Source organism: Microbulbifer sp. Q7, assembly GCF_001639145.1.
Classification (GTDB): Bacteria; Pseudomonadota; Gammaproteobacteria; order Pseudomonadales; family Cellvibrionaceae; genus Microbulbifer.
The window spans coordinates 1,462,794-1,488,737 of the sequence record NZ_LROY01000002.1 but is presented as its reverse complement, the minus strand read 5'-3'; the positions used below and the strand labels follow the sequence as shown (position 1 = coordinate 1,488,737).

The 25,944-nt window shown below is 58.3% G+C and carries 23 protein-coding genes; 15 read left to right on the top strand and 8 right to left on the bottom strand.

The annotated features are described in order from the left end of the window. Window positions 1-36: 36 nt before the first annotated feature. The 7 genes from dapE to map form a co-directional block, all read right to left on the bottom strand. Window positions 37-1,167, bottom strand: a complete 1,131-nt coding sequence (dapE, locus tag AU182_RS11950) for a succinyl-diaminopimelate desuccinylase (protein ID WP_066965396.1) — start codon at window positions 1,165-1,167, stop codon at window positions 37-39. A gap of 462 nt (window positions 1,168-1,629) precedes the next feature. Further along, on the bottom strand, window positions 1,630-2,661 hold the full coding sequence (dapD, locus tag AU182_RS11945) for a 2,3,4,5-tetrahydropyridine-2,6-dicarboxylate N-succinyltransferase (protein ID WP_066965393.1): 1,032 nt from the start codon (window positions 2,659-2,661) through the stop codon (window positions 1,630-1,632). A 72-nt stretch (window positions 2,662-2,733) separates the two neighbouring features. Next, the gene (locus tag AU182_RS11940; protein WP_066965390.1) at window positions 2,734-3,078 is read right to left on the bottom strand and encodes an ArsC family reductase; all 345 of its coding nucleotides are present in this window, start codon (window positions 3,076-3,078) and stop codon (window positions 2,734-2,736) included. Window positions 3,079-3,117: 39 nt separating this feature from the next. Continuing rightward, window positions 3,118-3,786, bottom strand: coding sequence for an endonuclease III (nth, locus tag AU182_RS11935; RefSeq protein ID WP_193754338.1), 669 nt, complete (start codon window positions 3,784-3,786; stop codon window positions 3,118-3,120). Between the two features lie 24 nt (window positions 3,787-3,810). Beyond that, complete coding sequence (gene dapC / locus AU182_RS11930; protein WP_066965387.1) at window positions 3,811-4,986, bottom strand: succinyldiaminopimelate transaminase; 1,176 nt, start codon at window positions 4,984-4,986, stop codon at window positions 3,811-3,813. A 40-nt stretch (window positions 4,987-5,026) separates the two neighbouring features. Further along, on the bottom strand, window positions 5,027-7,762 hold the full coding sequence (locus AU182_RS11925) for a [protein-PII] uridylyltransferase (RefSeq protein ID WP_082859401.1): 2,736 nt from the start codon (window positions 7,760-7,762) through the stop codon (window positions 5,027-5,029). Between the two features lie 168 nt (window positions 7,763-7,930). Next, window positions 7,931-8,701, bottom strand: a complete 771-nt coding sequence (gene map / locus AU182_RS11920; protein ID WP_066965381.1) for a type I methionyl aminopeptidase — start codon at window positions 8,699-8,701, stop codon at window positions 7,931-7,933. Between the two features lie 497 nt (window positions 8,702-9,198). On the opposite strand from map, the gene rpsB reads away from it, so the two are divergent. From rpsB to rnhB, 15 genes are all read left to right on the top strand, one after another. Further along, window positions 9,199-9,945, top strand: coding sequence for a 30S ribosomal protein S2 (gene rpsB / locus AU182_RS11915; protein ID WP_066965378.1), 747 nt, complete (start codon window positions 9,199-9,201; stop codon window positions 9,943-9,945). A gap of 133 nt (window positions 9,946-10,078) precedes the next feature. Further along, complete coding sequence (gene tsf, locus AU182_RS11910) at window positions 10,079-10,942, top strand: translation elongation factor Ts (protein WP_066965375.1); 864 nt, start codon at window positions 10,079-10,081, stop codon at window positions 10,940-10,942. Between the two features lie 290 nt (window positions 10,943-11,232). Next, entirely contained in the window at window positions 11,233-11,970 is a 738-nt protein-coding gene (pyrH, locus tag AU182_RS11905) for a UMP kinase (RefSeq protein WP_066965372.1), read from the top strand. Then, window positions 11,967-12,524, top strand: coding sequence for a ribosome recycling factor (gene frr, locus AU182_RS11900; RefSeq protein WP_066965369.1), 558 nt, complete (start codon window positions 11,967-11,969; stop codon window positions 12,522-12,524). The genes pyrH and frr overlap by 4 nt, the downstream gene beginning before the upstream one ends. Beyond that, window positions 12,524-13,285 carry a polyprenyl diphosphate synthase gene (gene uppS / locus AU182_RS11895; RefSeq protein ID WP_066965366.1) on the top strand — a complete coding sequence of 254 codons (762 nt, stop codon included), beginning with the start codon at window positions 12,524-12,526 and terminating at the stop codon, window positions 13,283-13,285. The genes frr and uppS overlap by 1 nt, the downstream gene beginning before the upstream one ends. A 76-nt stretch (window positions 13,286-13,361) precedes the next feature. Next, window positions 13,362-14,207 (top strand): phosphatidate cytidylyltransferase, encoded by an 846-nt coding sequence (locus tag AU182_RS11890; RefSeq protein ID WP_066965363.1) that lies wholly within the window; start codon window positions 13,362-13,364, stop codon window positions 14,205-14,207. A 113-nt stretch (window positions 14,208-14,320) separates the two neighbouring features. Continuing rightward, window positions 14,321-15,553, top strand: coding sequence for a 1-deoxy-D-xylulose-5-phosphate reductoisomerase (gene ispC, locus AU182_RS11885; RefSeq protein ID WP_066965361.1), 1,233 nt, complete (start codon window positions 14,321-14,323; stop codon window positions 15,551-15,553). A gap of 9 nt (window positions 15,554-15,562) precedes the next feature. Then, window positions 15,563-16,921, top strand: coding sequence for an RIP metalloprotease RseP (gene rseP, locus AU182_RS11880; protein WP_066965358.1), 1,359 nt, complete (start codon window positions 15,563-15,565; stop codon window positions 16,919-16,921). A gap of 82 nt (window positions 16,922-17,003) precedes the next feature. Continuing rightward, window positions 17,004-19,574 carry an outer membrane protein assembly factor BamA gene (bamA, locus tag AU182_RS11875; protein ID WP_066965355.1) on the top strand — a complete coding sequence of 857 codons (2,571 nt, stop codon included), beginning with the start codon at window positions 17,004-17,006 and terminating at the stop codon, window positions 19,572-19,574. 61 nt (window positions 19,575-19,635) lie between these two features. Further along, entirely contained in the window at window positions 19,636-20,151 is a 516-nt protein-coding gene (locus AU182_RS11870) for an OmpH family outer membrane protein (protein WP_066965352.1), read from the top strand. A 30-nt stretch (window positions 20,152-20,181) separates the two neighbouring features. Further along, window positions 20,182-21,279, top strand: coding sequence for a UDP-3-O-(3-hydroxymyristoyl)glucosamine N-acyltransferase (lpxD, locus tag AU182_RS11865; RefSeq protein WP_066965348.1), 1,098 nt, complete (start codon window positions 20,182-20,184; stop codon window positions 21,277-21,279). A 99-nt stretch (window positions 21,280-21,378) separates the two neighbouring features. Beyond that, window positions 21,379-21,816: a 3-hydroxyacyl-ACP dehydratase FabZ gene (fabZ, locus tag AU182_RS11860; RefSeq protein ID WP_066965345.1), complete on the top strand. Its 438-nt coding sequence runs from the start codon at window positions 21,379-21,381 to the stop codon at window positions 21,814-21,816. Between the two features lie 167 nt (window positions 21,817-21,983). Next, on the top strand, window positions 21,984-22,763 hold the full coding sequence (gene lpxA, locus AU182_RS11855; RefSeq protein WP_066965342.1) for an acyl-ACP--UDP-N-acetylglucosamine O-acyltransferase: 780 nt from the start codon (window positions 21,984-21,986) through the stop codon (window positions 22,761-22,763). Window positions 22,764-22,772: 9 nt separating this feature from the next. Continuing rightward, on the top strand, window positions 22,773-23,930 hold the full coding sequence (lpxB, locus tag AU182_RS11850) for a lipid-A-disaccharide synthase (protein ID WP_082859400.1): 1,158 nt from the start codon (window positions 22,773-22,775) through the stop codon (window positions 23,928-23,930). An 18-nt stretch (window positions 23,931-23,948) separates the two neighbouring features. After that, window positions 23,949-24,563: a ribonuclease HII gene (rnhB, locus tag AU182_RS11845; RefSeq protein WP_066965335.1), complete on the top strand. Its 615-nt coding sequence runs from the start codon at window positions 23,949-23,951 to the stop codon at window positions 24,561-24,563. A 71-nt stretch (window positions 24,564-24,634) separates the two neighbouring features. Here the strand turns inward: rnhB and AU182_RS11840 are convergent, their stop codons facing one another. Next, window positions 24,635-25,906, bottom strand: a complete 1,272-nt coding sequence (locus tag AU182_RS11840) for an HlyC/CorC family transporter (protein WP_066965330.1) — start codon at window positions 25,904-25,906, stop codon at window positions 24,635-24,637. Window positions 25,907-25,944 lie beyond the last annotated feature (38 nt).

Genomic DNA, 25,944 nt, shown 5'->3' with positions numbered 1-25,944 from the left:
TATGGGACTTCTTGTTCGGGCGCCTATCGGCCTTTTCTAGCGAGCCAAAAGTCCTGCCAGAATCTCACGGTACATATCTTTAACCAAATCAAGATCATCCGCTTTCACGCATTCATCCACCTTGTGAATCGTGGCGTTTACCGGGCCGAGCTCTACGACCTGTGCGCCGGTGGGGGCGATAAAGCGGCCGTCGGAGGTGCCGCCGGCCGTGGACAGTTCGGTTTCGCGGCCGGTGATTGTGCGGATGGCCTTCTGCGCGGACTCCACCAGTGGGCCCTCTGCGGTGAGAAAGGGCTGGCCGGACAGGTTGAAGTCGGCCTGGTACTTCAGGCCGTGTTTATCGAAAATTGCTCGGGCGCGGCTCTCCAGCTGCTCGGCGGTGGTTTCGGTGGAGAAGCGCCAGTTGCACACGACTTTCACATCGCCGGGAATCACATTGGTGGCTCCGGTGCCGCCATTGATATTGGAGACCTGAAAGCTGGTGGCGGGGAAGAAGTCGTTGCCCTGATCCCATTCCTCAGCGGCCAGTTCGGCCAGTGCGGGCGCCAGCTTGTGTACCGGATTTTCCGCCAGGTGCGGGTAGGCGACATGGCCCTGAATGCCGAACACGGTAAGCTCGAGGCCCAGTGAACCGCGGCGACCGTTTTTGATGACGTCGCCGGCGAGGGTGGTGCTGGAAGGCTCGCCCACCAGGCACCAGTCGATTTTCTCTCCCCGCTCTTCCAGCCATTCGACCACTTTCACGGTGCCGTGTTTGGCTGGGCCCTCTTCGTCGCTGGTGATCAGAAAGGCGATACGGCCTTTGTGATCCGGGTGTGCGGCGACAAATTCTTCACAGGCGATAACCATCGCGGCCAGTGAGCCTTTCATATCCGCCGCGCCACGACCATAGAGCATGCCGTCGACGATTTGTGGTTTAAACGGTGGGTATTTCCAGTTTGCTTCCGGGCCGGTTGGCACCACGTCGGTGTGGCCGGCGAAAGCAAACAGCGGACCTTCCTCGCCGCGCACGGACCAGAAGTTATCGGTATCACCGAAGCGCAGGCGTTCGGTCTTGAACCCGATTTTTTCCAGGCGTTCGAGCATCAATTCCATACAGCCTGCGTCTTCAGGGGTTACGGATCGTTTGCTGATCAGGTCGAAGGTAAGCTTTATTGTCGGGGTCATTGTGGTGTCTTTTGGCTCCGTGGTTCTGGGAGCACTGTTCCTATTGATTGGCGGCCGGGCTGGCGCTGACTTCTTGCGAGACACGGACTAGGCGTCCCCCCTCAATCCATCCATGGGGGCTCTTCCGTGAGGTCCCTCTCGCGGACAAAGCATTCGCTTTGGACGCCGAAGGCGCCCGCAGCTCATCAACGTCTCGCGAGAAGTCCCCGCCAGACGGACCTTCATATCCAAATTCAAATTACTTTACGAGTTCAGTTGATATTACTCGGTAGTAAATTCCAAAGCGCAAAATTTTTTTGCAAAGGCAGAGCGTCAGGGGGAGCTTTTCGGAACCGTCGGTGCCATGGATGGCACCGCCGGAGCGTACAGGGATGTATCTACAGCGATTCCGAAAAGCTCCCCCTGAGGTTCTGCCGCCACCGGGCACTAACAATGCGAACCCGGCAGCTAGCGGACACAGACTTAATTACTGTGCAGCTCCGCGTTCAGCTCCACCGCACTTTTGTTGGTCAAGCACTCAACGGCGCCAGTTGCGGAGTTGCGACGGAACAAAAGGTCAGATTTACCAGCCAAGTCACGGGCTTTTACTGACTCGGCAACTTCGCCTTTGTCATCCAGCAGGGCAACTTTGGTGCCGGCAGTAATGTACAGGCCAGATTCAACGGTGCAGCGATCACCCAGCGGGATACCGGTGCCGGCGTTGGCGCCCAGCAGGCAGCCATCGCCCAGGGAGATTACGATATTGCCACCACCGGACAGGGTGCCCATGGTGGAGCTGCCACCGCCCAGGTCAGAGCCGGCACCCACGAATACGCCAGCAGAGATACGGCCCTCGATCATGCCCGGGCCTTCGGTGCCCGCGTTAAAGTTAACAAACCCTTCGTGCATGATTGTGGTGCCTTCGCCCAGGTAAGCACCGAGACGCACGCGGGCAGTGTGTGCAATACGTACACCTTTCGGCACCACGTAATTGGTCATTTTGGGGAATTTATCTACGCAGGAAACTTCCAGCAGCTCGCCCTTCAGGCGTGCTTCCAACTGGCGCTGGGGTAGCTCCTCAAGGTCGATTGCGCCCTGGTTGGTCCAGGCAACGTTTGCCAGCTGGCCAAAAATACCGTCCAGTTTGGTGCCGTGTGGCTTTACCAGGCGGTGAGACAGCAGGTGCAGCTTCAGGTAGGACTCGGGTACAGACTGTGGCGCGTCATCGCTGTGCAGGACGACCGCCACCAGCGGGCGCTGGCTGCCGGCAAACTGGCGCAGAATGTCGGCCTGTGCATTGGCGCCGGCACTTTCCAGCTGGTCGGCAAGTGGTTGCAGCTGGGCCTGCTCCAGTGCCACAGCGACATTGCCGCCTTCAATGTTCAGCGTTCCGGTAACCGCACTGGCAACCGCGTCTGCCGGGTTCAGCAGAGGTTGCGGGAAGTAGACTTCGAGCCACTCGCCCTTGCTGTTGCAGGTGCCGACGCCAAAGCCGATGCTGTATACGTTGCTCATGATGGTTTCCTTTTCCTGAGTCTGATTCTTTTCACATAGTCGAGATTACGGTGACTGGGGACTGCGGCTGTGCTACTGGACGAAGCGGGCGTAGTCATCGGCCTTGAAGCCGAACAGGGTGTTTTCACCCCGGGCCATGACCGGGCGCTTGATCAGGGTGGGCGTTTCGCTGGCCAGAGACTCGGCACTGCCGTTGTCCATTGCGTTCTTTTGCGCGTCGCTCAGCGCACGCCAGCTGGTGGAGCGCCGATTCAATACCTGTTCCCAGCCGAATTCCTGCAGCCACTGCTGCAGGGGAACATCACTCATGCCGTCTTCGCGGAAGTCGTGAAAGCGGTACGCCACATCATTCTGCTCGAGCCACTTGCGGGCTTTTTTTACGGTGTCGCAATTCTTGATGCCGTAAAGGGTAATCATGGAATTTCCTGTCTCTGTTTGATTGTCCTGAGAGCGGGTTCAGGCTTTGTTGATTTTTTTCGGGTGTTTGCGCGCCGGGTAACAGGTGGTGCAGATCTCGCACACGGTACCATCGCAGCCCCTTGCGCTGCAGTATTCACGTCCATAGAAAATGATCTGCAAGTGCAGCTTGTTCCACTTTTCCTTCGGGAATAAGCGCTTCAGATCTTTTTCAGTCTGCACCACATTTTTTCCTGAGGTGAGTCCCCAGCGCTGGGCCAGACGGTGGATGTGGGTGTCCACCGGAAAAGCCGGGTGGCCGAAGGCCTGTGCCATAACCACGCTTGCGGTTTTGTGGCCAACACCGGGAAGGGTTTCCAGTGCTGCCATATTTTCCGGTACCTGGCCGTGGTATTCGTTGACCAGAATTTCCGAGAGTTTCTGGATGGCTTTCGATTTCTGCGGAGACAGACCGCAGGGGCGGATGACCTCGCGGATCTTCTCCACCGGTACTTTCGCCATATCGTACGGGTTGTCTGCCAGTGCCCACAGACCCGGCGTAATCTGGTTTACCCGTTCATCGGTGCATTGTGCCGACAACAATACCGCCACCAGCAGGGAGTAGGCGTCGAAATGGTCCAGCGGGACCGGCGTTTCCGGATAGAGCTCTTCCAGCCGGTTGAGCACGTAGTCCACGCGCTCTTTTTTTAACAGATTCTTTGCGGTCATTGTCGATTCATTTGCGGGGTGCACTTAACGGCAGAACTGCTTGATGCGTTTTGCCCCTTCAATACATTCATCCAGGGTGGCGACCAGGGCCATACGGACATATTCCGTGCCCGGGTTTACCCCGCTGGCCTCGCGGGCCAGGTAGGCACCGGGGAGGACGGTAATATGTTGTTGGCGGAACAGCTCGCGGGCAAATGCCTCGCCATCGCCCACGCGGGGCCACAGATAGAAACTGGCTTCCGGTTTCTGCACATCCAGACATCCGTCGAGAATGTCCAGTACGGCATCGAACTTCTGTCGGTACAGTGCGCGGTTTTCCTTCACGTGCTGCTCGTCTTGCCAGGCGGCGATGGAGGCGTACTGGGTTGGCACCGGCATGGCGCAGCCGTGGTAGGTGCGGTAGAGCAGGAATTTTTCCAGAACCTCAGCATCGCCCGCGACAAAGCCGGACCGCAGGCCGGGCAGGTTGGAGCGCTTTGACAGGCTGTGAAACACCACGCAGCGACGGTAATCGTGGCGGCCCAATTCTGCGCATGCCTGCAGCAGGCCTGCGGGCGGACTGCTCTCGTCGAAATAGAGTTCCGAGTAGCACTCGTCAGAGGCGATGATGAACTGGTAGCGATCGGCCAGGGCAATCAGCCGCTTCAGGTCGTCCATGTCCAGCAGGGCGCCGGTGGGGTTGCCCGGCGTGCACAGGTACAGCAGCTCGCACTGCTGCCAGACCGTTTCGGGAACCGCGTCAAAGTCTGGCTTGAAGCCGGTATCGGCACTGCAATTGATGAAGTGTGGGGTGGCGCCCGCCAGCAGCGCAGCACCTTCGTAAATCTGGTAGAAGGGATTGGGCATCAGTACCCTGGCGCCCGGCGATACCACCGCCTGGGCGAAGGCAAACAGCGCTTCGCGGGTTCCGTTGACCGGTATGACCTGGCTGGCCGCATCGACGTGGTCCAGCTGAAAGCGCTGGCACAGCCAGCGGGCAATGGTTTCACGCAGTGCATCCAGCCCCTTGGTGAGAGGGTAGGCAGAGAGCTTATCCAGGTTGTCGATCAGCTCGTCGCGCACAAAGGCCGGCGGTGCGTGTTTGGGCTCGCCGATTGATAGCGCGATATGGCTGAGTGCCGCCGGCGGTTCCAGCCCCTCCTTGAGTGTTGCCAGTTTGGCGAAGGGGTAGGGCTGTAGCTGTTGCAAATTCGGGTTCATGTTATTGGTCTGTATACAAAGCTATTCGGGGCTGCGGGGGTCAGGGCTGCGGCGGCAGTGTGGCCTGGTGTGCATCCAGTTCCTGGCAGATGGCCTGCTCGAGCGTCTCTATCAGTGCCGGGTCGGTGAGCGGTTGATCGTCGGCGTCGGTGATATGGAAAATATCCTCGACGCGCTCCCCCAGGGTGGAAATCTTGGCATTGTGCAGACGCAGATCGTGGGAAATGAATATGCGCGCGATCCGCGCCAGTAGGCCCGGTCGGTCTGCGCTGGTGATTTCCAGAGTGCTGTAGTTATCTTCCGGGCTCGTAGAAATATGGGCCTGGCTGGGCAGGTGGAACATTTTCAGGCGGCGCGGAGTGCGGCGCTGAATCACTTTGGAGTAGTCCTCCACCAGTTTCAGTTCCTGCTGCAGGGTATTGCGGATCTGCTCCAGTCGATGTGGTTCATCCAGCAACGGCTGGCCAGACTCATCCAGCACGTAAAAGGTGTCGAGGGTGTATCCGCCGGCGGAGCTGTACAGGCGCGCATCGTGAATGTTCAGGTTGAGCATGTCGAGGCCGGTCACCACGGCGGCAAACACGTTGGCCCGGTCCGGGGTGTACACGAAGACCTCGGTGGCGCCATCGTGTTCGCCGGGGCCGGAATTGCGCGTGAGCACAACACTGTCAGTGTCCTCATCGCGTTCCGGATCTTTCTGTAGCTGATAAATGGCGGCAGTGTGCCAGGTGATGCTGTCGGCGCTTTCGCGCACGAAATAGTCTTCCCCCATTTCCGACCAGATGTCTTCCACGGCATTGCTGGGGAGGCCCATGGCGCGCAGCATATTGCGGGCTTGCGCCTGGGTTTCGATGTAGATTTCATCGCGATCGATCGGGTTTTCCAGTCCCCGGCGCAGCGCGCGCTGGGTGTACTGGTACAACTGGCGCATCAGGCTCGCGCGCCAGCTGTTCCACAGGTCTGGGTTGGTGGCATTGATGTCCGCCACGGTCAGGGCGTACAGGTAGTCCAGGTGTTCGCGGTCGCCCACTTCGCCAGCAAACGCGTGCACCACCTCAGGGTCGGAAATGTCCTGCTTCTGGGATACTGCGCTCATCAGCAGGTGTTTTTCCACTAGCCAGCACACCAGGCGGCGGTCTCGTGCCGGCAGTCCGTGACGGCGGCAGAAAGCGTCTGCGTCCACGATGCCGAGCTTTGAGTGGTCGCCGCCACGGCCCTTGGCGATGTCGTGGTACAGACCGGCGATATACAGCAATTCCGGTTTGCGCATGCGCGACAGGATTTCTGCGGCGAGGGGAAATTTCTCCCAGGCATCGTCGCCGCGGAAACTGCGCATATTGCGCACCACCTGCAGGGTGTGGGCGTCCACGGTATAGATGTGGAAAAGGTCGTGCTGCATTTGCCCGGTGACCCGGCCAAATTCCGGCAGATAGCGACCGAGGATGCCGTAGCGTGTCATGCGGGTGAGCTGGGTGGAGAGCCCGCGGGGGCTGCGCAGCAACTGCATGAACAGGCGTGTGTTGGTGGGATCTGCGCGAAACTGGTCGTCGATCAGGTGGCGATGCTCGCGGATCAACCGGATGGTCGAGGCCCGCACTCCGTGGATGTCCGGGTTGTTGGCCATCAGCACGAAGATCTCCAGCAGTGCCGGGGGGTATTCGATAAAGGTGCGGGTGACCGTGGCCTCAATCGTATTGCCACGCAACTGGAAACGTTCATTGATTGGGGTGACCGGCAGGTGTTTGCCGCGCTGGAGGATTGCCTCATCCAGGAACTGCAGCATCACATCGTTCAATTCCCGCAGCGCCATAACGATGCGGTAATACGTGTGCATGAACTGCTCAACCGCCAGGTGCGTATCGTTGTCCTTGTAGCCGAACTCCCGCGCCAGTTCGCGCTGGTAGTCAAACAGCAGTCGCTCTTCCGGTCGCCCCGCCAACAGGTGAAGCCCGTAGCGTACCCGCCACAGGAAGTCCTCACCGGACTGCAAGATGGCAAATTCCTCTTCGGTAAAGAAGCCCTTGCCCTGCAGCTGCTTGAGCGTGCGCACCTGAAAGTAGCGCTTGGCCACCCAGTTGATGGTCTGGATATCCCGCAGCCCACCGGGGGCTTTCTTTATATTGGGCTCGAGATTGTATTCGGCACCCTGCTGTTTGTTGTGGCGGGATTCCTGCTCGGCGTATTTTGCGGTGAAGAACTGGTCCGCGGGCCAGATCCTGTCTGGCGTCATGCGCTCCGCCAGTGCCTCGCCCAGCGCCGGGTTGCCCACCACCGTGCGGCATTCCATCAGGTTGGTGGCGACGGTGATGTCTTCCGCCGCCATTTCGATACAGTGATCGACCGTGCGTACCGAGTGGCCAATGTCGAGCTTCAGGTCCCACAGGAAAGCGACCAGGCGCTCGATATTGTCTACGGTGCTGCCGGTGGGCTTTTCCTGACTGAGGATCAGCAGGTCAATGTCCGATCTCGGGTGCAGTTCACCACGACCGTAACCACCGACCGCCAGCAGGCTGATGTTGTCTGGCCACTGAAACTGATGCCAGGCGTAGTGCAGCAGGCAGTCGACAAACAGCGCGCGCTCGTAAACCAGGGTGCGTACGTCTTCGCCCTCGCGGAAGCGGCGTCCCATATGGGTGTCAGCGGCAACCACGGCATCTTTGAAAATCTCCAGTGCAGGGCGCTCGCCGGCTTCCAGGTCACGGCGGAAGCGGGACTGGTCGAAAAAAAACAGCGGCCTTTCAAAGTGTGGTATCTGGGCCAGTGGCTTGGAATTCATCAGTATCGAGTCCGGTTCGGTCCGGGCCCCCGCTGGAGTGCGTGGCGCCCTGGGCCTGTTGTTCCTTCCCTGGCCACTATTGGGTTAGCCAAGCGCAGGCTAGTTAGGTGGTGGCCGTATTCACGCGATCACTCTGGCTGCGCTCTATACCAGCAGCGCCTTGCCAGATTAAAAAGACTCTTCCTTGCGCGCGGTCAGGATCTCTACGCCGTCCGACGTAACAGCCATGGTGTGCTCCCATTGAGCGGACAGCCGCCGGTCTACGGTCACGGCGGTCCAGCCATCCCGCAGGACACGGCTGCCTGGTTTGCCGGCGTTGATCATGGGTTCGATGGTGAAGGTCATGCCTTCTTCCAGCACCTGCCCGGTGCCGGGCTTTCCGTAGTGCAGGATTTGCGGGTCTTCGTGGAAGACGTTGCCGATCCCGTGGCCACAAAAATCCTTCACCACGGAGTAGTAATTTTTCTCGGCATGCTGCTGGATAACATGGCCAATATCCCCCAGAGTGGTGCCGGGACGCACGATTTCGATGGCCTTGTACAGGCATTCCTGCGTCACTTCGACCAGGCGCTTGGCGTGGGGCACGGGCTTGCCTACGAAGTACATTTTGGAGGTGTCGCCATACCAGCCATCCTTGATGACTGTTACGTCGATATTGATGATGTCGCCTTTCTTGAGGACCTTGGACTCCGACGGAATACCGTGGCAGATCACCTCGTTCACGGACGTGCAGATCGATTTGGGAAAGCCGCGGTAACCGAGGCAGGCGGGAATGGCCTGTTGCACATTGACGATATGGTCGTGGCAGCGGCGATCCAGCTCTTCCGTGGTGACACCGGGAACGACGTACTCGCCAATCATCTCCAGCACCTCGGCGGCCAAGCGGCCAGCGGTGCGCATTTTGGCGATCTGTTCAGGGGTCTTTACGGCATTGGTCATGGATATTCCCGGAAATTCTGTACATTTATACGCACGTTGACGAAAAACGGCTGTCGAGCCAGGTGGCGTGCGGCGCCGTATTGTAGCGGAATTACCGCGCTGCAGCACATTATCAGACCCTGTAGCGGCACCCTTATCTCGGATCTTGCGGTCTGACACAGGTGGTGTGGCCCCCGGAGGCGTTGGCCCGCCGCGGATGGTGGAAACCGGGGTGGCCTCCGGCGCATTCCTGGTGAGCCTATACTTCCAGCGCCCCCCGTAATGTGGTATAAAGCGCGCCGCTTTGGGCGGTGCCCGGGCGAAATCAACCAAACCGGGGCGGGATTTTTTCTTTGCCCTGAACAAACGCCGCACATATACCGGCACATTCTCCTGGGTGTCTTCACCGTCAGTTTTGAAGGTGGGGATTGGTGAATGGGGTATATGGAGGATGTAACCCGGGAAGTGATCAGCCAAAGATAGTGCTCATCGCTTCCGTGTGAAAACTGAGGTTTATTATGCCGCAAGTCAGCATGCGCGATATGCTGCAGGCTGGTGTCCACTTTGGCCACCAGACCCGCTACTGGAACCCCAAGATGGGTCAATTCATCTTTGGTGCCCGTAACAAGATTCACATCATCAACCTGGAGCACACTGTTCCGGCCTTCAACGAAGCTCTGCAAATCATCAAAGGCATGGCTGCGCAGAAGAAGAAGGTTCTGTTTGTTGGCACCAAGCGCGCTGCGCAGAAGTCCATCAAGGAACAGGCCGAGCGTGCAGGTCAGCCTTACGTCAGCAACCGCTGGCTGGGTGGTATGCTCACCAACTACAAAACCATCCGCGCTTCCATCAAGCGTTACCGCGAGCTCGAAGCCCAGTCTCAGGACGGTACCTTCGAGAAGCTGACCAAGAAAGAAGCCCTGATGCGCACCCGCACCATGGACAAGCTTGAGCGCTCCATCGGTGGTATCAAAGACATGGGCGGCCTGCCTGACGCGCTGTTCGTGATCGACGTTGAGCACGAGCGTATCGCTATCCAGGAAGCCAACAAGCTGGGCATCCCGGTTATCGGTATCGTTGACACCAACAGCAGCCCTGAAGGCGTTGACTACGTTATTCCTGGCAACGATGACGCCATCCGTGCCATCAAGCTGTACACCACTGCGGTAGCCGATGCGGTTGTTGCCGGTGCGGCGGAAGCTGGCGGTGCTGCGCAGAGCGAATACGTAGAAGCGAGCGACGACCAGGCTGCTGCTGACTCTTAATATTTGAGTCATAGCTGCAGGCTACTGGCGGTGTAACATTATTGGGTTACGCTGCAGGGAAAAGGGGCCATTTATCCGGCCCCTTTTTTTCAAATCCATCAAAGAATTTGAATCTGAACCCGAGGATTGAATCATGGCGATTACCGCGTCAATGGTAAAAGAACTGCGCGAGCGCACCGGCCTGCCGATGATGGAGTGCAAAAAAGCACTGACTGAGGCCGATGGTGATATCGAAAAAGCGATTGAAGACCTGCGTAAGGCTTCCGGCCTGAAAGCGGCCAAGAAAGCGGGCCGTACCGCTGCGGATGGCATCGTTGCCGCCAAAGTTGCCGAAGATGGCAGCTACGGTGTTCTGGTAGAAGTGAACTCCGAAACTGACTTCGTGGCCCGCGATGACAACTTCAAGGCGTTTGTTGCCAAGGTTGTTGATAAGGCTTTTGCGGAGCGTCAGGTGGACGTTGCTGCGCTGATGGAAGGCGAGCTGGAAGAAGCACGTGAAGCACTGGTGCAGAAGATCGGCGAAAACATTGGTGTGCGTCGTATCGAGCTGGTGGAAGCGCCGGTAGTGGGTGCTTATGTGCACTCCAACAGCCGCATTGCGGCCATCGTTGCCTTGAGTGGCGGTGACGTTGAAACTGCGCGCGATGTGGCTATGCACGTAACTGCGGTAAATCCGCAGGTTGTGAAGCCGGAAGATATGCCGGCCGACGTGCTGGAGAAGGAAAAAGAGATCATCAAGGCCCAGCCGGACATGGAAGGTAAGCCTGCCGAAATCGTCGAGAAGATGATGGGCGGTCGTATCAAGAAGTTCCTCAAGGAAAACAGCCTGGTGGAGCAGCCCTTCGTTAAGAACCCGGACGTTACCGTTGCCAAGCTGGTGAAGGATGCCGGTGGTGATGTGTCCAGCTTCGTGCGTTTCGAAGTGGGTGAAGGCATTGAAAAAGAAGAAGTGGACTTTGCAGCGGAAGTGGCTGCACAGGTTAAATCCAGTTCTTGATGTCTGATTCGCCGGCGACCCAGTGTCGCCGGCGCCAGCGGGGTGCTCCCGGGGTGTTCATCAGAATACTGCCGGGGCACCCCGTTGTGGTATCTGGCCTGCAGTAATCTGCTGCTTACAAAATGTGCAGTTGGGTTGCTCGCAGGGCTGAATATACCGTTAATGCGCCCTCCTGAACGGCTGGGCCATAGGTAAAGCGCCGAAATTGTTGTAATGTTCGGCGGGCGCAAACTGGAATAGGGTTTGCGTCTCAACAATGAATTTAGCCCGTGACAGTTGAGGATCAAAGGATGCCAGGTATCAAAGACCGCAAATACAAGCGAATCCTGTTAAAACTCAGCGGAGAAGAGCTGATGGGCGAGCAGGGGTTCGGGATCAGCCCCAAGGTGCTGGACAAGATGGCACTGGAAATCGGTCAGCTGGTCGGGATTGGTGTGCAGGTCGGACTTGTGGTCGGCGGCGGCAACCTGTTCCGCGGCGCGGCTCTGAATGCGGCCGGACTGGACCGTGTGACCGGTGACCACATGGGCATGCTGGCCACGGTGATGAACGCTCTGGCGCTGCGCGATGCCCTGGAGCGCTCCAATATCTCCTCGCGTGTTATGTCCGCGATCCAGATGAGCGGTATTGTGGACCACTACGATCGGCGCGCGGCGATTCGATACCTGGAGCGGGGAGAGGTGCTGATTTTTGCCGCGGGCACGGGCAATCCGTTCTTCACCACGGATTCCGCAGCGTGTCTGCGCGGTATCGAAATGGAAGCGGAGATGGTGCTCAAGGCCACCAAGGTAGATGGGGTTTATTCCGCTGACCCGGTGCTGGTTCCCGATGCGACCCGTTACGACCGCCTCACCTACGATGAGGTGCTCGACAAAAAGCTCGGTGTAATGGATTTAACTGCAATCTGCCTGTGCCGCGAGCACAATATGCCAGTGCGGGTTTTCCGGATGGACAAGACCGGCGCACTGTTGAATATCGTTGTGGGCGGTGAAGAAGGCACACTTATTGAAGAGGACGTGAATCAGTGATTGACGATATCAAGAAAGAAGCGGAAGGGCGCATGAAAAAGGCCCTCGAAGCATTGGGCAGCAATTTCAACAAGATTCGCACAGGTCGCGCGCATCCCAGTATTCTCGACGGCATTCAGGTGTCTTACTACGGCTCCGATACCCCGCTTTCCCAGGTGGCCAATGTCACTGTGGAAGATGCGCGCACCCTGTCGGTGACGCCCTGGGAAAAGAACCTGGTGCCCGACATTGAAAAAGCCATCATGAAGTCGGATCTCGGCCTGAACCCGAGCACCGCCGGCGCGGTCATCCGTATCCCGATGCCCATGCTGACCGAAGAGACCCGTAAGAACTTCATCAAGCAGGCGAAAGGTGAAGCGGAGAGCGCGCGAGTGTCCATCCGCAATAACCGTCGCGATGCGCTGGCAGAAGTCAAAGCGCTGCTGAAGGAAAAGGAAATCTCCGAAGACGATGAGCGTCGTGCAGCGGATGAAATCCAGAAGCTGACAGACAAGTACGTTGCCGAAGTGGAAAAAGCACTGGCGGTGAAAGAAAAAGACCTGATGGAAATCTGATGTCAGCTGGTGGTACTGGTGCGACAGAGTATGAGCCTTTGGGGCCTCGCCACGTTGCCATCATCATGGATGGCAACGGCCGCTGGGCGGCAAACCGGGGCTTGTCGCCCTCCGCGGGGCACAAGGCCGGCGTCGAACGGATTCGCGATCTGATCGAGGCCTGCAAAGCGCGCCAGATTGAGGTGCTGACGCTGTTCGCTTTTTCCAGTGAGAACTGGCAGCGTCCGCCGGCGGAAGTGGAACTGTTGATGACGCTGTTCCATTCCTATCTGCGGCGTGAGGCGCGCAAGATGCGCGAGCAGGGCGTGCGGCTGCGGGTGATCGGCAGGCGGGACCGCTTCTCGCTGAGGCTGCAGCGAGCAATCGCCGAAGCCGAAGCGCTTACCCGGGATGGTACAAGCGGTACGCTGGTTATCGCCGCGGACTACGGCGGTCAGTGGGATATCGCCCAGGCTGCCCGTTCACTGGCGGAAGAGGTGGCCCGCGGTGAGCGCAGTGCGGATTCCATCGACGACGTGGCTCTGGGTGAGCGAGTACAGCTGGCCGACCTGCCGCCGGTAGATCTGGTGATTCGTTCCAGTGGTGAGCAGCGAATCAGTAATTTCATCCTCTGGCAGGCTGCCTACAGCGAATTCTATTTTACCGAAACGCTGTGGCCAGATTTTGATACAAACGAGTTGGACCTTGCGCTGGATGCGTACCAGCGGCGTGACCGCCGCTTTGGTGCGCGCAATCCGGGCGGTCTGGAAGCGCAGGCCTGAGGGCCGGGGTTCATCGGTCCCGGCTGAATGAGATGAGGCAGCCGGTCACCAGAATAAAATGATCAAGGGTTAAACGGTGCTAAAACAACGAATAATTACCGCGCTGGTGTTAGTCGCTCTTTTTCTGGGGCTGCTTTTCTGGGTGCCGCAGCAATGGTTTTCGATTGCGATTGCCGGTGTCATTCTTTTGGGTGGCTGGGAGTGGGCCAACCTCTCCAATTTGAATCGTGCTTTGCGGTTCGTTTTTGTGGGCGCACTGGGTGCGGCATTGATTGCCACCGCGCGCTATGTATTTGACTTTGATTTTTCCAGCCCCGATACCGATCGCGCGCGCCAGATTCTGGCGGTCGCTTGCGGATGGTGGGCGTTGGCATTCCTGTGGGTGCAAGGGTATCCCGCCAGTGCCATGTTGTGGGGCAACCGCTGGGCGCGGGGGCTGATTGGCCTGGTGGTGCTGGTACCCGCGTGGCTTTCCGTCGTGATCCTCCAGGGGCTGGAGCACGGTGCCTGGCTGGTATTGTTTGTGGTGGCGGTGGTTGTCGCCGCCGATGTCGGCGCGTACTTCGTGGGGCGCAAGTTCGGCAAGCACAAGCTGGCGCGCGAAGTGAGCCCCGGCAAATCGTGGGAAGGCTTCTTTGGCGGCCTCGCCGCGTGTCTCGTGCTGGCGCTGGGGGTATCTTTCGCGTTTGAACTGCCGGCCAAGAACACCCTCCTGTTTACAGTGGGTGTCCTGGTGACGGCTCTGGCATCGGTGATTGGCGACCTGGTGGAGAGCATGTTCAAGCGCCACCGGGGAATCAAAGACAGCAGCCGAATCCTGCCTGGCCACGGCGGTATTCTCGATCGCCTCGACAGCCTCACGGCAGCGCTGCCGGTATTTACCATGGCGGCCCTGGCCAGTGAACTTCCCAAGTATCTGTAACCGTAGGGCGTATCTTGTTCGTGTGCCGCCCAGCCTGTGAGCCGTTAACGAGAATTGGTCCTCGCGTCACATCGATCCGATCTGACGCCGGGGCTCTGAGGTAGTTCGTTTTCATGTATTCCAACACCCCGCAACCCGTCTGCGTGCTCGGTTCCACTGGCTCTATTGGTGTCAGTACTCTCGATGTGCTCGCCCGTCACCCTGATAAATATTCCGTATTTGCACTCACCGCCCGTGAGCGCGTGGCGGAATTGGCGCAGCAGTGCCGGCAGCATGCGCCGCGCTACGCCGTAGTGCTGGATGAGGAGCGGGCCAGTCAACTCCGGACCGCGCTGGCGGGGGACGATCTTCCCACGGAAGTGCTATACGGCGTCGGAGCGCTATGTCAGGTGGCGTCCGATGCGCGGGTGGCGGTGGTGATGGCGGCCATCGTTGGTGCCGCTGGGCTGAAACCGACCCTTGCCGCAGTGCGTTCCGGGAAGAAGGTACTGCTGGCCAACAAGGAATCGCTGGTGATGGCTGGCCCCTTGTTCATGCAGGCCCTGGCGGAAAGTGATGCCCAGCTGTTACCCATCGACAGTGAGCACAACGCTATTTTTCAGTGCTTGCCGCACCCCTGTGATACGTTAGAAAGCGCCGGGGTTGATCGGATCCTGCTAACGGGATCCGGCGGTCCTTTCCGCACCACCCCACCGGCGGCCCTGGAAGCGGTAACGCCGGATGAAGCCTGTGCCCATCCCAACTGGTCGATGGGGCGCAAGATCTCGGTGGATTCCGCGACCATGATGAACAAGGGGCTGGAGTTTATCGAGGCCTGCTATCTTTTCCACGCCAAGCCGGAAGATATTGAAGTGGTGGTGCATCCCCAGAGTATCGTGCACTCCATGGTGCAGTACCGGGATGGCTCACTGCTGGCGCAAATGGGCAACCCGGATATGCGGACCCCTATTGCGCATGCGCTGGCGTTCCCGGAACGTATCGACAGCGGGGTTTCGGCCATGGACCTGATTGCCCAGGGGCGGCTCGACTTCGAGGCGCCGGATGAGGTGCGTTTTCCCTGTCTGCGACTGGCCCGGGAAGCCATGGCGGTCGGAGGTAGCGCGCCCACGGTTCTGAATGCCGCCAATGAAGTTGCCGTTGAGGCATTCCTCAGCGGGCGCCTTCCGTTCACTGGAATTGCCCAGTTGATCGAAAAGGTCATGAAATCCAGCGAAATCGTTGAACTGACAGACCTGAATGCAGTCGAACTCGCTGACCGGATCGCTCGTGAGCGGGCCTGCGACCTACTGGAAGAAATGTGCGGTACCCCTGTGGGGCAACCGTGTCCGCAATCGAGATCAATGTAAACTGACCCCATGCTAGATTTTCTACAAACTGCAGTCTGGGCCCTGATCGCCCTTGGTGTGCTGGTGAGCTTTCACGAGTTTGGTCACTTCATTGTGGCGCGCTGGTGTGGGGTCAAGGTATTGCGCTTTTCCGTGGGATTCGGCCGCCGGCTGTTTTCCCGGTATGACCGGCACGGCACCGAGTTCACCATTTCCGCCATCCCGCTGGGCGGCTACGTAAAGATGCTGGATGAGCGCGAGGGCAATGTGGCGCCGACAGAGCTGGATCAGGCGTTTAACCGCAAAAGTGTGTGGCAGCGCATGGCGATCGCCGCGGCAGGACCTGTCGCCAACTTCCTGCTGGCGATTGTCCTGTTTTGGGGCGTTTTCCTCGGTGGTACCTCGGGTGCGGTGCCCATTGTGGACAAAGTGGAGCCCGGCAGCCTGGCGGCATTTGCCGGCCTGGAGGCGGGGCAAGAGATTATCGCGGTCGATGATCACGCTACACCGACCTGGCAGGCACTCAACTGGCAGCTTGCCCAGCGCCTGGGCGATACGGGCCACATTAAATTCTCGGTGCGCTACCCGGATTCTTCGCTCGAATATCATATGTACGCGGACGTAGAGCGCTGGTTGGCCGGGCAGGAAGTGCCAGACCCGCTGCAAGAGATCGGTATCGCGCTGTGGACGCCATCGGTGAGTATGCAGCTCGCTCAGGTCGTGCCGGGCAGCCCTGCGGAGCAGGGTGGGCTGCAAGCGGGTGATGAAATTGTCGCCACCGACGGTCGTGAGTACGGCGGTTGGGATGAATGGACTAGTTATATCAAGGCCCACCCTGGGCAGGCACTGGAAGTCACGGTGCTGCGGGATGGTGCCGAGCAGCGACTGTCGATTACGCCGGATGCGGTAAAGCAGGATACCGGTGAAGAGATCGGGCGCATCGGCGTTCTGCCGGTGGCCTCAGCCTGGCCGGAAGATCGGGTGAGGCGCTACCACTATGGTGTGCTCGGGGCCTTCAGCAAGGGGCTGGAGGAAACCTGGAGTAAAACTGCGTTTACCCTCGAAAGCCTGAAGAAACTGCTGTTCGGGCAGTTGTCGACCCGCAACTTGAGTGGCCCAATCACCATTGCTAAAGTGGCCGGCACCTCGGCGGATGCCGGATGGCAGTCGTTCCTGTCACTGTTGGCGCTGCTCAGCATCAGCCTGGGCGTATTGAACCTGCTGCCCATTCCGGTTCTCGACGGTGGGCACCTGCTTTACTACGGAATCGAGGCCATCAAGGGCTCACCGGTATCGGAACGGGTTCAGATGATCGGGCTGCAGGTAGGTATGGCGATGGTACTCGGTATTATGGCGCTGGCGTTATACAACGACATTCTGCGCCTCTAGGTCCGGCTCCCCGGGAGCTGGAAATGTAACAACGGGCACAATGGCCCGGCTGGATTTGCGAATAACAACTCGGAATTAGTAGATGAAGAATTTCCTGAAAGCGGCGTCGCTTGGCCTGGCTCTGCCGGTTGCAGCCTATGCCCAGTCGTTTGTCGTCAACGACATTCGCGTTGAAGGCCTGCAGCGTGTCTCTGCCGGTAGCGTATTTGCGGCACTGCCGGTGCGTGTGGGCGACCAGATCGAAAGTCTGGAAATCCAGAGTGCTACGCGCGCGCTATTCCGTACCGGTTACTTCCAGGATATTCAGATTGGTCGTGAAAACGGCGTGCTGGTGATTACCGTGCGCGAGCGCCCGGCCATTTCCAAGATTGAAATCACCGGCAACAAGGCGATCAAGACGGAAGACCTGCTCAAGGGCATGAACGATAACGGCCTGGCCGAAGGGCAGATCTTCAAGCGCGCAACCCTTGAAGGGCTGGCCCAGGAGCTGCAGCGTCAGTATGTCGCGCAGGGGCGCTACGGCGCCAGCGTGAAAACCGAGGTCAAAGAGCTGCCGCGCAACCAGGTGGAGCTGAAAGTCGTCGTGGACGAGGGCTCCGTGGCTGCGATCAAGCATATCAATATTGTCGGCAACAGTGCCTTCTCGGACGATGAGCTGGCGGAAATTTTTGAGCTGCAGACCACCGGTTGGTTGTCGTGGCTGAATAGCGACGACAAGTATTCCCGGGAAAAGCTGACCGGTGACCTGGAGCGGCTGGAGTCCTACTACCTCGACCGCGGTTACCTGGAGTTCAAGATCGACTCCACACAGGTTTCCCTCAGCCCGGACAAGCAGAGCGTATTTATCACCGTCAATATTTCCGAAGGGGACATCTACAAGGTTTCCGAGGTAGAGCTGGCGGGTGATCCGGTGGTATCCGAGGAAGAAATTCGTCGCCTGTTGCTGGTGCGCAAGGGGCAGACGTTCTCGCAGGTGCTGATGACCACCACCTCTGACTACATCACCAAGCGCCTCGGCAACGAAGGCTACACCTTTGCCGAAGTCAACGGCATGCCGGAAGCCAATGATGAAGACAAAACCGTAAAGGTGACCTTCTTTATTGACCCGGGTAAACGCGCCTATGTCCGCCGGATCAATTTCCGCGGCAACACACGCACCTCGGACGATGTGCTGCGCCGAGAAATGCGCCAGATGGAATCTGCATCGGCATCCTCTGCCCGTATCGAGCAGTCCAAGGTACGCCTCGAGCGTCTCGGGTACTTCAAGGAAGTACAGGTGGAGACCACCGAGGTGCCGGGCACTTCTGACCAGATCGACGTGGAATACACCGTAGAAGAGCAGCCGTCGGGCACCATTGGTGGCACCCTGGGTTATGCGCAGGGCAGTGGTCTGGTGCTGGGCGCCAATATTCAGGAGAACAACTGGCTGGGTACCGGTAAGTCGGTTGGCTTTGCGGTAAATACCTCCCGATACCAGTCTGTGGTTAATTTCTCCTACACCGATCCCTATTTTACGCCGGATGGTGTGAGCCGTGGTTTTAATGTGTTCTATCAGGAGCGGGACTATTCGGAAATTAACCTTTCCAGCTACAACACCACCACCTATGGGGCCGGCCTCAGCTTCGGTTACCCGGTGTCTGAAATCTCCCGGGTCGGGCTGAACGTAGGCTTCAACCACCTGGAGTTGAGCTCCAACAGCAACTCGGTCCAGGAAATCAAGGGTAGTCCGCTGCCCGTGGATGGTGTCACTGGGGAAATCCTGAGTTCTGATCAGGCGGATGTGCTGGAGGCTATCGCGAAGGCCAAAGAAGACAATCTGGCGCTGGATCTCAGTATGCCGCTGGATGAGAGCCTGTTGAATACCAACCCCATGGGATTTGTTGACCTCTATGGTGATGCATTCGATACCTGGTCTCTGACTACCTCCTATGCCCGCTCCACCCTCAACCGCGGTATCCTCGCCACCCGTGGCGCGTCGCAGCGGGCATCGGTGGAAATCGCGTTGCCCGGTGGCGATCTCGAATACTACAAGTTCATTTACACGGGCCAGTATTTCCGCCCCCTGACCAAGGATCTCACCTTGCGGCTGCGCACGCGCCTCGGTTACGCCGAGGGGTACGGGGATACAGAGCAGCTGCCGTTCTTTGAGAATTTCTACGGTGGTGGCTTCGGCTCGGTGCGAGGGTTCGAGCGTAACACCCTTGGCCCGCGCTCCACGCCAGCGGTCAACTATATTATCCGCGAGTGCGCCGTGAATGCGGAGGGGGATACCACCAAATTCTGTTACGTGCTGGATGACTCTTCCGGTGAGCTGGCGACTACGGAGCCCACGCGCCGGCCGCAGCCTTTCGGTGGCAACATTCTGGTGGAAGGTAGTGCGGAAGTAATTTTCCCCATCCCGTTCGTGAAAGATCAGCGCTCCATGCAGTCTGCATTTTTTGTCGACGTGGGTAATGTTTTCAGTTCCAACTGTGGTGAATCTCAGCTGAACTGTTACGATATCGACGCCAAGTACCTCAACGTCTCAGCAGGTATAGGCCTGACCTGGATTACCGGCTTTGGCCCGCTTACCTTCAGCCTCTCCAAAGCACTGGAGCAGAATGAGGACGATGATGTAGAAGTGTTCCAGTTCTCGCTGGGTAACAGCTTCTAATTAATAAAAATACCTGTGCTCCCCCGGGTGCAGCAAATGAACAGAGATACGGAGAATAAACGTGTTCAAATTTGTTAAAGCAAGTGCAATTTTACTGGCAGGTCTGCTGTTTACCGGCGCAGCCGTGGCGCAGACCAAGGTCGCTGTGGTGAATATTCAGGCGGCGATCATGAGCACTGAAAAGGCGACCTCCAAAATCAATGCGCTGAAAACCAGTTCAGAATATTCGCAGCTGCAAAACAGTGCGGAAAGCATTCGTGCGGAAGTGCAAAAGATGGCGGAAGACGCTCAGAAAAATGGCATGACCTGGTCCGACGAGCAGAAGGCCGAGCAGCAGCGCAAAATGAATTTCAAGCGTTCCGATTTTGAAACCACGCTGAAAAAGCTGCGCGCAATGGAAGGTCAGGCGGTGCAAGACCTGCAGAAAGACCTGCTGCCGAAAGCCAAGACCGCGCTGGAAGAAGTGATCAAAGAGCGCAAGCTCGATCTGGTGCTGGATGCCACCTCTGCGGTTTACGCGGGTGCCAACGCAAACCTGACCGAGGAACTGGTGAAGCGTCTTAACGCTGCCAAGTAATCGCTGAAGAACCGCTTTCGGAATATCAATATGAGCGAGCAGCCAACGCTGGCGCTGTTGGCTGAAAAGCTGGGCGCTGAATTGCGCCTGGCGGCCGGGACCAGTGATTCTGTGGTCCCCAGCGGGCTCAATACCCTGCAAGACGCCACCCAGCAAGAAGTCAGCTTTCTGGCCAGTGCGGCCTACAAGCGTTTCCTTTCCTCTACGCGTGCCTGTGCCGTGCTGGTCACAGCGGAGCAGGCGGCGTCCTGCCCCGTGAGCGCCCTGGTGGTGGCCGATCCCTACCAGGCGTTTGCCCGGGCGACGTCTATTTATGACCGTTCACCACAGTACACTGCGGGCATTGACCCATTGGCGTCGGTTGCCCCCTCGGCTGAGGTGCATCACAGCGCCTACGTCGGTCCCGGTGCGGTAATTGAAGCGCGGGCGCAGGTTGCAGAAAACGCGGTAATCGGTGCCGGCAGCGTTGTGGGCGCCGGCAGTGTGATTGGCGCACGGAGCCGGTTATTTCCCGGCGTGGTGGTTTATCACGGATGTTTTATTGGTGCCGACTGTATTGTTCACAGCAACACGGTGATTGGTGCCGATGGTTTCGGCTTCGCCCCCAGTCAGGGTAAATGGACTAAAATCCATCAGCTTGGTGGCGTTGAGATCGCGGATGAGGTCGAGGTGGGTGCAAATTCCTGTATTGATCGCGGCGCGCTGGGTAATACCGTGATCGGCCGTGGGGTCAAGATCGACAACATGGTCCAGATCGCGCACAATGTGCAGATTGGTGACTACTCAGCCATGGCTGCCTGTTCGGCGGTGGCGGGTAGTGCCGTTATCGGTAAGCACTGCACGATTGCGGGTGGCGTGGGCATTGTTGGCCACGTGACCATCGCGGACCGCAGCCACGTAACTGCTCGTACCCTGGTAACCAAATCCATCGAGGCGCCAGGCTCCTATTCCAGCGGTACACCTTTTTCAGAGAGTCGCGCCTGGCGTCGCAACGCTGTCCGCTTTGGCCAGCTGGATCAGATGTCGAAGCGTCTGGGGAGTCTGGAAAAGTCGCTGGAGCAGATTGAGCGGGAAGTGGCGCCGCGGAAGCAAGAGACAGATGGCTCGCCACCAGGTGACGCGCGCTGAGTCCGGATATTGGTCGGTCTCTGATCGTAAAACAGTTTTTTTATCATTAATTTCGGGGCGTCAGAGGCGCCCCGAAGTGGTTTCTGGGGACATATCGTCATGATGGACGTACAGGAAATTCGTCAATACCTGCCGCACCGCTATCCTTTTCTTCTGGTGGATCGCGTGGTCGAGCTGGAAGAGGGCAAGTTGATCAAGGGCTTCAAGAACATCTCGATCAACGAGGAGGTGTTTAATGGCCACTTTCCGGAAGTGCCTATTTTCCCGGGAGTGATGATCGTCGAGGCGCTGGCTCAGGTATCCGGGATTCTGGGGTTCAAGACCCTTGGTCAAAAGCCGGAAGATGGTTACCTGTACCTGTTTGCCGGCATTGATAACGTGCGCTTCAAGCGTCAGGTGGTCCCTGGTGACCGTTTGCAGCTGGAGTCGCAGGTGGTGTCCGAGCGTCGCGGTATCTGGAAGTTTGCCGGCAAGGCCAGCGTTGATGGTGAGTTGGCCGCGTCCGCCGATATTCTGTGCGCGGTCAAAAAAATCTGAATGCACGGCATGAATAATTGGTCGCACTTGCGTGGCGCGTGTGTGACCAAATTGTTTTTTATATTCGCCGTTCGGGGGTAAAGTAGCGACGTTGTCTGCGGTGCCATTTTTTATGACAGGCGGTTACCCGCGGACGGAACCCGAGCCGGTGAGGAGAAGACCACAGAATGCAGACCAGTATTCACCCGACTGCGATCGTCGACGACTCGGCAAAAATTGGCGAGGGCGTGAAGATTGGCCCTTACAGTGTGATCGGGCCGGATGTAGAGATCGGCGATGGCTGCGAAATAGCCTCCCACGTCGTGCTCAGCGGGCCCACCACACTGGGTAAAAACAACCGTATCTATCAGTTCTCCACTGTGGGGCAGGACACGCCGGACAAGAAATACCAGGGGGAAGATACCACCCTGGTGATCGGCGACAACAACGTGATCCGCGAGGGCGTCACCATTCATCGCGGTACGGTCCAGGATCGCGGTGAAACGACCATTGGCAATGACAACCTGTTGATGGCCTACGCGCATATCGGTCACGACAGCGTGATCGGGAACAACACGATTCTGGTCAACAATGTCGCGCTGGCGGGCCATGTATTCGTACGTGACTGGGCCATCTTGAGTGGGTACACCCTGGTACACCAGCACTGCACCATTGGCGAACACGCGTTCACCGGTATGGGGGCAGGTATTGGCAAAGATGTCCCTGCGTATGTAATGGTTGCCGGCAACCCCGCAGAAGCAAAAACCATTAACGCGGAAGGTTTGCGTCGCCGCGGGTTCACCCGTGAAGAAATTTCTCTGATCAATAAGGCTTACAAGATTGTCTATCGGCGCGGATTGACGACCGATGAGGCCTTAGAGTCCCTGTGCCAGCTGCGCCAGGAATCTGCTGTTATCCAGCCCTGGATTGACTCCCTTCAAAACTCCACCCGCGGCATCGTCCGCTGAGGATGCCAAGTGTCTGAGCGAGAGGTATTGCGCATCGGTATTCTGGCCGGTGAAGCGTCCGGTGATATCCTCGGTGCCGGCTTGATCGCGGCGCTGCAAAAGCGTTTTCAGAAGGTGGAAGCGATCGGCATCGCCGGCCCACGTATGCAGGCGTTGGGTGTGGAATCGTTATTTCCCATGGAACGGCTGTCGGTGATGGGGCTGGTTGAGCCGCTCAAGCGCCTGCCAGAGCTGTTGAAAATTCGCCGTACCCTGCGCGAGCACTTTATTGCCAATCCCCCCGACCTGTTTGTCGGCATCGATTCACCGGATTTTAATCTCGGCCTGGAAGAGGCGCTGCGCTCTGCGGGTATTCCGACGGTGCATTACGTCAGTCCATCGGTGTGGGCCTGGCGGCAGGGGAGAATCAAGAAGATCGCGCGGGCGGTGGACCATATGCTGACCCTGCTGCCGTTTGAGGCGGACTTCTATCGCGAGCACGATGTGCCGGTAACGTTTGTCGGGCATCCGCTGGCGGATGAAATACCACTGGAAGTAGACGTGCCGGCGGCGAAAAAGGCATTGGGGTTTGCGCCGGAAGACGAAGTGGTGGCGCTGCTGCCCGGAAGTCGTGGTGGTGAGGTGCGACTGTTAGGCCCTCTATTCCTGCAGTCGGCACTCTGGTGCTCGCAGCGTCGCAGAAGCCTGCAGTTTGTTCTGCCAGCGGCCAGCCCGGAGCGAAAGGCGCAGCTGGAACAGCAGATTGCCGGGATGCCGGGGATCGAGGCTCTACCGCTGCGTGTGCTCGATGGACAGTCGCAGCAGGCGCTGGCGGCCGCCGACACGGTGCTGATTGCATCCGGCACAGCCACGCTCGAAACCATGCTAATGAACAAACCCATGGTGGTCGCCTACAAAATGGCGAGCCTGTCCTACGCCATTTTCTCCCGCATGCTGCACACCCCATGGGTGTCGCTTCCCAACCTGCTGGCGCAGCGCGAGCTGGTGCCGGAAATTCTTCAGGATGATGCAACGCCCGAAGCGCTTGGCGCTGCGATATTGCATTATTTTGAGGACCCCTTGCTGGGGGACACCCTGCGCAGGGAATTCAGCGAGCTGCACCAACAGTTACGTCGCGATGCCTCGGAAAAGGCCGCGGAAGCCGTGTGCAAATTGATCAATCAGTAAACTTTCAGTAGTGCTCCCATGAAATCTAAATCCACTCTGCCTCCCTATGTCTGTCGTTACGCGGGCGACCTGTTGGCGGGGGTGGACGAAGTCGGGCGAGGGCCTCTGGCGGGGGATGTGGTTGCCGCTGCGGTGATTCTCGATCCGCAAAATCCCATTGCCGGGCTGGCGGACTCCAAGAAACTGTCGGAAAAAAAGCGTGAGCTGCTGTTCGACGAGATTCAGGAAAAGGCACTCAGTTTTGCCATTGCCCGGGCCACGGTCGAGGAAATCGACCAGTTGAATATTTTACAGGCGAGCCTGCTGGCGATGAGCCGCGCGGTTGAGCGGTTGTCGGTGCAGCCGGAATTTGTGTTGGTGGATGGCAATCGCAAGCCTGCCTGGCGCTACGATTGCGATACGGTGGTGAAAGGCGATGATCGGGTTGCGGCAATTGCCGCGGCTTCGATTCTTGCCAAGGTTACCAGGGACCGTGAGATGGTCGCGCTCGACGCGATTTACCCGGGATATGGCCTTGCGGGGCACAAAGGGTACCCCACCAAGGTGCATATGGAAGCCCTCGCGAGGCTGGGGGCGACACCCGTACACCGCAAGAGCTTCGCGCCGGTGCGGCGTCAGCTGGAGCTGATCTAGCGGCAGCGCACAGCCTCTGTGCGGGGCCTCTGTGCGGCGCTATTGCCCGCCGCTACTGCGGGTGGCGCGAACTATCCCCGCGCTTTCTTTACCCGCGCACTGGTAATCATCTTGTCCGAGACTTCCACAATTTCGATCAAGTAGTCCTGGATATACAGGCTGATGTTGCCCTCGGGAATGCTTTCCAGATGCTCCATGATCAAGCCATTGAAGGTCTTGGGGCCGTCGGTGGGCAGGTGCCAGTGCAGGGTGCGATTGATCTCGCGGATTGATGTGCCGCCGTCGACCAGATACCAGCCATTTTCCTGTTCAATAATCTCCTCATCGTCACTGGGCACCGAGCTTGCAGTAAAGTCGCCGACGATTTCTTCCAGCAAGTCTTCCAAGGTCACGATGCCCATCACCTCGCCGTACTCGTCCACCACCAGTCCCATGCGTCGCTTTTTCTGCTGGAAATTCATCAGCAGGGTCGGCAGGGGGGTGGCTTCGGGGACGAAGTAGGGTTCGTTCAGGTGGGACTTCAGTGTCTCCGCAGTGAGTTCCTCCGGGCCATCGCGCAGGATCTGCGCTGCGCGGCGCAGGTGCAATATGCCGACCACCTGGTTGATGTCGCCACGGTATACCGGCAGGCGGGTGTAACTGCTTTCCGCCAGTTGCTGCAGGATTTCTTCGGCGGAGTTGTCCAGGTCAACGCCAATCACTTCATTGCGGGGGATCATGATGTCCTCCACGGTGGCCTGGTCCAGGTCCAGCACATTCAGCAGCATGCCTTTGTGCTTGGTGGGCAGCAGTGCACCGGATTCGAACACCACCGAGCGAAGTTCCTCCGGTGCCAGATGCTCCGCTTCTGACTCCTTGCCTGCCTCAACCCCTACGAGTCGCGCCAGTGCGTTGGAAACACTGCCCACCAGCCAAACGAAAGGCGAAAGGAGCCACAGTAGGGGGCGCAGTATTACGCTGGCGGGGAAGGCGATCTTCTCCGGGTGCAGCGCGGCAATGGTTTTTGGGGTCACTTCCGCAAAGACCAGCACGATTACCGTGAGTGCGGCGGTGGCATACCAGACCCCGGCTTCGCCGTAGAGTCGGGTAAATACCGCACCGGCGATCACGGACGCCAGGATATTGACCATGTTGTTGCCGATCAGGATGACGCCAATCAGCTTGTCCGGGCGCGCGAGCAGCTCCATGGCACGTTTGGCACCGCGATGCCCGCTCTTTGCCTGGTGGCGCAAGCGATAGCGGTTCAGCGCCATCATGCTGGTTTCGGAGCTGGAGAAGAAGGCGGAAATAACTATCAGCAGGCCTATTAATCCAAATAACAGGCCGGGGGGCAGGTCGTTCAAGGGAAAGCTCTTTCTATTGAATCAGGGCGATAGTGGAA